The sequence below is a fragment of the Rodentibacter trehalosifermentans genome, from assembly GCF_002000545.1.
Classification (GTDB): domain Bacteria; phylum Pseudomonadota; class Gammaproteobacteria; order Enterobacterales; family Pasteurellaceae; genus Rodentibacter; species Rodentibacter trehalosifermentans.
Window position 1 is genome coordinate 1 of the sequence record NZ_MLHL01000034.1, and the last position, 7,545, is coordinate 7,545.

Annotated in this window: 9 protein-coding genes and 1 pseudogene; 4 read left to right on the forward strand and 6 right to left on the reverse strand. The window is 40.7% G+C overall.

The genetic code is table 11. The annotated features are described in order from the left end of the window. Positions 1-6 precede the first annotated feature (6 nt). From uhpB to BKK52_RS14150, 3 genes are read right to left on the reverse strand one after another with little or no spacing between them, the layout of a single operon-like run. A complete protein-coding gene (gene uhpB / locus BKK52_RS06715) occupies positions 7-1,323 on the reverse strand; it encodes a signal transduction histidine-protein kinase/phosphatase UhpB (RefSeq protein ID WP_244160221.1) in 1,317 nt (438 codons plus the stop codon). Beyond that, positions 1,320-1,562 carry a LuxR C-terminal-related transcriptional regulator gene (locus tag BKK52_RS14145; RefSeq protein WP_341350069.1) on the reverse strand — a complete coding sequence of 81 codons (243 nt, stop codon included), beginning with the start codon at positions 1,560-1,562 and terminating at the stop codon, positions 1,320-1,322. Before BKK52_RS14145 ends, uhpB begins: the two co-directional genes overlap by 4 nt. A gap of 27 nt (positions 1,563-1,589) precedes the next feature. Beyond that, positions 1,590-1,928 (reverse strand): response regulator, encoded by a 339-nt coding sequence (locus BKK52_RS14150; protein ID WP_341350070.1) that lies wholly within the window; start codon positions 1,926-1,928, stop codon positions 1,590-1,592. On the opposite strand from BKK52_RS14150, the gene BKK52_RS13510 reads away from it, so the two are divergent. Continuing rightward, positions 1,909-2,055, forward strand: coding sequence for a hypothetical protein (locus BKK52_RS13510; RefSeq protein WP_158076038.1), 147 nt, complete (start codon positions 1,909-1,911; stop codon positions 2,053-2,055). The two genes, BKK52_RS14150 and BKK52_RS13510, sit on opposite strands and share 20 nt — an antisense overlap. Here BKK52_RS13510 and uhpT read toward each other — a convergent pair. Further along, the gene (gene uhpT, locus BKK52_RS06725; RefSeq protein WP_077478314.1) at positions 2,052-3,440 is read right to left on the reverse strand and encodes a hexose-6-phosphate:phosphate antiporter; all 1,389 of its coding nucleotides are present in this window, start codon (positions 3,438-3,440) and stop codon (positions 2,052-2,054) included. The genes BKK52_RS13510 and uhpT overlap by 4 nt on opposite strands. A gap of 283 nt (positions 3,441-3,723) precedes the next feature. On the opposite strand from uhpT, the gene BKK52_RS06730 reads away from it, so the two are divergent. The 3 genes from BKK52_RS06730 to mreD all read left to right on the forward strand — a co-directional run bounded on the left by BKK52_RS06730 (position 3,724) and on the right by mreD (position 6,467). Further along, on the forward strand, positions 3,724-4,779 hold the full coding sequence (locus BKK52_RS06730) for a rod shape-determining protein (RefSeq protein WP_077420726.1): 1,056 nt from the start codon (positions 3,724-3,726) through the stop codon (positions 4,777-4,779). Between the two features lie 153 nt (positions 4,780-4,932). Next, positions 4,933-5,979: a rod shape-determining protein MreC gene (gene mreC / locus BKK52_RS06735; protein WP_077473519.1), complete on the forward strand. Its 1,047-nt coding sequence runs from the start codon at positions 4,933-4,935 to the stop codon at positions 5,977-5,979. Next, positions 5,979-6,467, forward strand: coding sequence for a rod shape-determining protein MreD (gene mreD, locus BKK52_RS06740; RefSeq protein ID WP_077478316.1), 489 nt, complete (start codon positions 5,979-5,981; stop codon positions 6,465-6,467). The genes mreC and mreD overlap by 1 nt, the downstream gene beginning before the upstream one ends. A gap of 131 nt (positions 6,468-6,598) precedes the next feature. Here the strand turns inward: mreD and BKK52_RS06745 are convergent, their stop codons facing one another. Together BKK52_RS06745 and BKK52_RS06750 are read right to left on the reverse strand one after the other, a co-directional pair. Beyond that, positions 6,599-7,393 carry a tetratricopeptide repeat protein gene (locus BKK52_RS06745; protein WP_077478318.1) on the reverse strand — a complete coding sequence of 265 codons (795 nt, stop codon included), beginning with the start codon at positions 7,391-7,393 and terminating at the stop codon, positions 6,599-6,601. Then, a pseudogene (locus BKK52_RS06750) lies at positions 7,378-7,545 on the reverse strand (IS1595 family transposase); the annotation flags it as partial. The gene BKK52_RS06745 and the pseudogene BKK52_RS06750, both read right to left, overlap by 16 nt.

Consider the following 7,545-nt stretch of genomic DNA (forward strand, 5'->3'; position numbering starts at 1 on the left):
TCTACGTCAGCCCCTAATAGAAAGATTCACCGCACCGGCTTCGGAATATTTCACAATGTTATTCAATCCCTCTTGGCATAAACGATAAAGGGTAATTTCTTGAATGGGATCAAGCGGCACATTAGCTTTGTTTTCCCAAAAAAGTGCGGTGGAAATGCCGTGAGTTTTGAGATCGAGTTCTAAAAACAAATTTTCAATGGCTTGTTGAAGTGAAACATCGTCCAGCATTTTAGGGCGAATGCGATTTAACAAGCCTTTTGTGGTGTCGTAAATATTTAGGGAAAGTTGCTCGATCATTTCGCTCACTTTTACAATTTTTGGGGACGATTCAAGGCGTTTCATCATTGAGGCTTGCATACGAATCGCCGTGATGTTTTGCCCAATTTCATCGTGCAATTCACGGGAGATTTCTTGGCGAATCGCCTCTTCCGTGCCGATGAGTTTTCGGGTGAGGCGGCGGTTGCGCTGCAATTCTGTCGATAAACTCTGGTTGAGATCCCGTTGATGTTGAATCGCCAGACCGAGGAAAATACCTGTGATCGTTTGAGCGGAAAGAGAAAGTAATAGATCCGTTAACTCTCCTCTCGAAAAATTCCCCATTGTGGCTATCAATACAATACTGTTTAACAATGTACCTAATAATGCCCCTTGCCAGCCGTAAACATAGGCGAGCAAAATAATCGGCACGGAAAGAACAAATAAACTAAAACGATGAAATTCTTCCGGAGTATAAATTTGAATAAGAATATTTAATAAAAACAAAAAGATATAAATTAAAATATGATTAGCCCGCAACGAAATCGGCTTATGAATGAGCCGGGCGGTGAGGGGAACCCAAGGGCGTTTAAAAAGATATTCGTCCACTAAAAAGCAGGCGGGAATCATTAATAGCATTCCCGTAAAACTCACCAGAAAAAGATACAAAAAAGAGAAGGAAAAAAGGCTGCCAATCAAGCCGTTGAGCAGGCTGATAACCAAGGCTAATCCGCCCTGTATGCTGAGTTTGCGGACTTCATTGCCTTGATAATAAGGTTTGATAAGAAAAATAATCGGCAAACTGACCGCACTTAGCAGGCTTGCCGGCAAATAAGATTCATCGGGAGAGGCGAAGATCAATAAGCCCAATACGGCAAATTCCGCCCCGTAACTCACCCACCAAAAACCTTTTGGCGTATGCAAATTGATGCCAAACCGAAAGGCAAAGGGCAAAAACAGCAATGCCATTAGGCTATTTCCCAGTAAATAATCGGCAATCGCCCACAAAGAAAAGTAAGCACAAAGCAGCATTAAACCGCTGTAAAGGAAGGTGATGAATAACCTCATACTTTGTAATATTGATGAAATAAATTCGTCAATTCCACGTTATTTTTCACCGCTAATTTGCTCATAATATTCGCACGATGGGTATGGATGGTTTTGAAACTTAATCCCAAGTTTTCGCCGATTTCTTTAGGTTCAAGACCTTGGCTAAGGAGTTCACAAATCTGTAATTCGCGTTTGGTTAATTGCTCAAAGGGATTGTCATTACGTTTTGAAACCAGTTTTACCGTCAATTCAGGCATTAAATATACACCACCGGCATACACGGTTCATACTGCTTGAATAAGCTCATCCGGGCTGCAACGTTTGCTTAAGTAACCTTTTGCACCGAGCTCTAAGGCTTTTTTTACCACTATTTCGCTGTCATTCACGCTGAGCATAATACAACGAATCCCCGAAGGAATACTTTTTAACAATTCCAATCCGTTTTCATCGGGCATGGATATATCAGTAATGCAGACGTCTGCTTTAGTGTGGGGCAAATGTTGGCGGGTTTCTTTCGCCGAACCAAATTCCCCCACCACCACAATATCTTCTTCCAGTGAAAGTAACTGCGCAAATCCTGAGCGCACGATGATGTGATCATCAATGAGTGCAACTTTTATCATTGTGACTTTCCTCTGTTTAAGGCAGCGGATTGTAGCACCGAAAAAAAGTGCGGTAAAAACTTTTTCTGTTTTGACCGCACTTTGTAATCAGGAAAAAATCAAGGAAGGGTTAAGCCTTTTTGGCTAACTTTTTGCCGCTTCCAATTTTTTCAAGCGGCGGATTTTCCGCTCTTCAGCAATGGCAACAAAAGCCAATAACACAATACACACAATAGCGGAAATATCCAATGCGGCAAACGTGCCTTCCCAACCGGTTAAACCAAAAATAGGCGTGCCGTCTGCAATCATTCCTAAACCTAATTTTGCGAAACTATCGCCGATTAAATAAGCGAATGTTCCTTTTACTCCATCCGCTACCGCAATGGCTTTTTTAGGCACAAATCCTACTGCCGCCACCCCGATTAATAATTGCGGGCCAAACACCAAGAAACCAAGGATGAATAATGTGACCAAATACATGGTTTCATTCGTGGCAAATTGATAAAACTCAAGAGAGAACACAATAAGAATTAATGCCACACAAGCCAATAGGGTACGGCGTCCATTCGCTAAATCGGATAAATATCCCCATAAAAAAGTACCGACAAGCGCACCGATTTCAAATAGAGCGAAACCTGAAATTGCCGCATCTTTTGAGAAACCTAATTCTTGGTAGGCATAGACAGGCGACCATTGGTCAATGCCGATACGCACAATGTAAAGGAAAATATTGGCGAAACAAAGCAACCAAATAACTTTGTTTTTCAATACATATTGAACGAAAATTTGTCTTTTGGTGAGCTGATTTTCTTCCGCATCTTTATCTTCTTCAGAAATTTCCTCACCAAATAGTTCTTCCGCTTTTCCCAAACCATAGGCTTCAGGGGAATCGCTACCATAACGTAAACCGATAAACCCGATGATTAATGCCACGATGGAAGGGAAAATAAACATCCCAATGACATGACCGTCAAAAAAGACATTGGCACCGAATAATGCGACACCTGCGGCGGCAGCCCCGCCCACATTGTGGGAAAGGTTCCAGAACCCTAAAAACGTACCGCGTTTTTTGCGTGGTGTCCATTTTGTAATAGTGGAATAACTGGACGAACCACCGGTACTTTGGAAAAAGCCGCTTAACGCATAGAACACCACCATTAAGAAAATGGCAATGCTACTACCGCCCATACTCGCACTAAAGCCGAGCATACAAAGCGCAGAGAGAATTAACATAAACGGCACAAATTGTTTGGTGTTTTTACCGTCCGCATAATAAGACACCACGGTTTTACCAATACCGTAAGTGATAGAGAACCCCAATCCGATCATCCCCAATTGGGTTTTGGTTAAACCATAAGTTTCGATCATATCATTTTGGGCGATATTAAAATTTTTACGCACCAAATACATTGCCATATAACCGAAAAACACCACCAAATAGGATTGCATAAAGGGTTTGAACCACATTTTGCGACGTTCCTCGACCGGTAAATCAAGGGTTGGCTTTCTCACTTCTTTTAAAAAATTAAGCATAGGCTGGACTCCGAATAAAATAATTTCGCAAATATTAAATCGGAATCCGCTATTTCCCTTGCAAACATCACGTAGAAAGACTAAGAATTTTTCCTAGATCGATTAATTTTCTTATAAAAATGTGAGCAAGATCACAAACTATAGGCAAAAAAGTGCGGTCATTTTTCATCACACTTTTATAAAAAAGCTATTCTCTACAGTGATTTTTTGCTACATTTAGCACAATTTTTTTCACGCTCAAACTCGGGCTAATTTTCAATCAATTTAAACGAACGGAATTATTATGTTATTCAAAAAGATACGCGGTTTATTTTCAAACGATCTTTCTATTGATCTTGGTACAGCAAATACCCTTATTTATGTGAAGGGCCAAGGCATCGTGTTAGATGAGCCTTCTGTGGTGGCGATTCGTCAAGATCGTATGGGGTCATTAAAAAGCATTGCCGCAGTGGGTAAAGAAGCAAAACAAATGTTAGGGCGTACGCCGAAAAGCATTATGGCTATCCGCCCGATGAAAGACGGGGTGATTGCAGATTTCTTCGTCACAGAAAAAATGTTGCAATATTTTATTAAACAGGTTCACAGCGGCAACTTTATGCGTCCTAGCCCACGCGTGTTAGTTTGTGTACCGGCAGGGGCAACGCAGGTAGAACGCCGTGCAATTAAAGAATCTGCTATCGGTGCCGGTGCCCGTGAAGTTTATTTAATCGAAGAGCCGATGGCGGCGGCAATTGGTGCGAAATTACCGGTTTCTACGGCGGTTGGTTCAATGGTCATCGACATTGGCGGCGGCACAACAGAAGTCGCTGTTATTTCCCTAAACGGTATCGTTTATTCTTCTTCCGTACGTATTGGCGGTGACCGCTTTGATGAAGCTATTATCTCCTATGTTCGTCGCACTTTCGGTTCCGTCATTGGCGAACCGACGGCAGAGCGCATCAAACAAGAAATCGGTACCGCTTATATTCAAGAAGGGGATGAGATTAAAGAAATGGAAGTGCATGGTCATAACCTCGCTGAAGGTGCGCCACGCTCTTTCAAATTAACTTCCCGTGATGTATTAGAAGCCATCCAACAACCGCTAAACGGTATTGTCGCTGCGGTACGTACCGCCCTAGAAGAATGTCAGCCTGAACATGCCGCAGATATTTTTGAACGCGGAATGGTCTTAACCGGCGGCGGTGCACTATTGCGTAATATTGACGTTCTCCTTTCCCGAGAATCCGGCGTACCGGCAATCATAGCAGAAGAACCACTCACTTGTGTGGCACGTGGTGGCGGTGAGGCACTGGATATGATCGATATGCACGGCGGCGATATTTTTAGTGACGAACTCTAATTTATCATCAATAAAAGTGCGGTTGATATTATTCGCAAATTCGCCAGCTCACTTGCTCCCCCTATCGGGGTTGTTAGCATAGCTAACGCTCAAAAAACATTGTTTTTTGTGACCGCACTTTTGTTTTGAGCTATCAATAATTCAGGTATTTTAATGAAACCGATTTTTGGTAAAGCCCCACCTTTAGGTATCCGTTTAACCCTTGCGATTATTGCGTCCGTTACACTTATTCTAGCCGATGGGCAAAATTCAATGAATCAAGCCCGTAGTGTGATGGAAACAACGGTCAGTGGTTTATACTATTTGGCAAATAGTCCGCGTACGGTATTAGACTCCGTATCCGATAATTTTGTAGATACCAACAAATTACAAATTGAAAATAAAGTATTGCGTGAGCAACTTCGAGAAAAAAATGCCGATTTATTATTGTTGGATCAGCTAAAAGTTGAAAACCAACGCTTGCGCTTATTACTCAACTCCCCCTTAAGAACCGATGAATACAAAAAAATCGCCGAAGTTTTAACAGCGGAAACCGATGTTTATCGACAACAAATTGTCATTAACCAAGGTGAAAAAGACGGGGCTTATGTCGGTCAACCCGTGATTGATGAAAAAGGGGTGATCGGACAAATTATTTCTGTGGGTGCCGAAACCAGCCGTGTATTATTGCTTACCGATGTCACCCATTCTATTCCTGTGCAAGTATTACGCAATGATGTTCGTGTGATTGCCAGTGGCACAGGTCATACCGATGAATTAACATTGGAAAACGTACCACGCTCTGTCGATATTGAAAAAGGTGATTTATTAGTTACCTCCGGATTAGGCGGACGCTTTATTGAAGGCTATCCTGTTGCGATCGTGCAAAGTGTTTCCCGAGATGGTTCAAATTATTTTGCAACCGTCAAAGCAAAACCCCTCGCCTCTTTAGATCGATTACGTTATGTTCTTCTGCTATGGCCAAGCAACCTTGATATGGCAAAAGTGAAGTCTATGTCACCGGAAGAAGTGCGTGAACTCGTCCAAAAACGGCTAGAAAGCCAGGCAAATGAAGCCAATAATACCGTCCATAAAACAAAAGTAACTGACGAACAAGAAGCAATAGAGAATACAAAAGAAAGCATAGAACCGGAAATCCCCACAGAGCCACCTCAAGATGAGGTCGTATCACCGGAGCAAGAACACCGGGAGGAAGACTAATGCAGCTACGCTTAATTCTACAATGGGCGACGATTTTTTTATTCTTTATCGTCGCATTAGTTATGGAACTTGCCCCCTGGCCAATGGGCTTTCAAGCCTTTAAACCAGCTTGGTTAGTATTGGTACTCACCTATTGGGTTTTGGCGATTCCCAATAAAATTAGTATTGGTATCGCATTTTGGATAGGGCTAATATGGGATTTGGTATTAGGTTCAACCTTAGGGATACACGCATTGGTTCTTTCTATTGCCTTTTACTTTATCGCTAAAAATCACCTGATATTACGCAACCTCTCGCTATGGTTTCAAAGCTTATTAATCATTATTTTTGTTTTTCTTATCCGCATTTCAATTTTTCTCATAGAATTATTTTTGCACAGCGCCACCTTTAACTGGCAAGAAATTTTCGGTGCCATCGCCTCAGGCATCTTATGGCCTTGGGTGTTTTTACTGATGAGAAAAATCCGCCGAAAAGTGGGGTTACATTAAAAAAGGGGCATTGCCCGCCCCTTAAAAATTTTTGAAAAATCGACCGCACTTTAATCAGCCCACCATAAAGTTAGACTTAAATTTTAATTCAAGATTATTTTTTACCTATTCAGACTTTTCCTTTCAATGTACTAGCGAATTTTCTCATTGACCTCACGGAATAAATCGCAGGCTTCTTGATATTTTAAATCACAAGCTTTGCCATAATATTCTTTTGCTAAATCTTGACGTTCTCCTAATCCTTTATAATAAATATCTCCTAGACCTGATAGTGAAAATATATTGTCACTGTCATACCTTAATATTCTTTCATAGATATCCTTTGCTTTATCATATTTTCCTGACTCAACATAGTGTTCCGCAAGATTTATTGAGCATAAAGCAATATCATCATCTTCATCTAAAACATTTTCATCGCATTTTGCCTTTTCTAATAAATGATAGTTATTTTTCCTATTGTTCTTTTCCCAATAGTCTATGTTATAAATATCCCATAGAATATCCCTTTCCTTGTATTCCCGATATTCCTCTTTACCCATTGAGTTCAATGCTTTTTCATAATACTCTCTGACACGATTTTTATCGGCATAAAGTTCTCTACTATAGAGAAAACCTAAAAACATTAATGCAGGAGGGTAATCTTCAGATGCGAGCCATTGCATTTTATCTCTCCCATCCTGTTTCTCCATTTCATCAAGGCTACCGTAAGATAACTTTGCAAGATAAAACTCTGCTTCTTTTTTCTGCTCCTCATTTCCCATAAGCAAAACCAGTTTATAAATCTCTTTTGTAGTTTCTTTTTCTCCGACAGAATCAAGATAATCAATAATATTTTTTGCTAAATAAGCTAAATCTAACAATTTTGTAATAGCCTTTTCATCTTTATTTTTGGGGCTGACGTAGATTAGCCCTAAATTCCACACCATTTTCGCAACATTTTAAGTTGCTCTTTTGGTGTTCCAAAGTTAAACCGAAATTCACATTCCTTCAAGAATAAGGGAAAATTTTTTCGGTCGATTCCATTATATTTTCGGAGTATCCGCTTGGCTTGGCTCCAAAAATTTTCAATGCCGTTAAT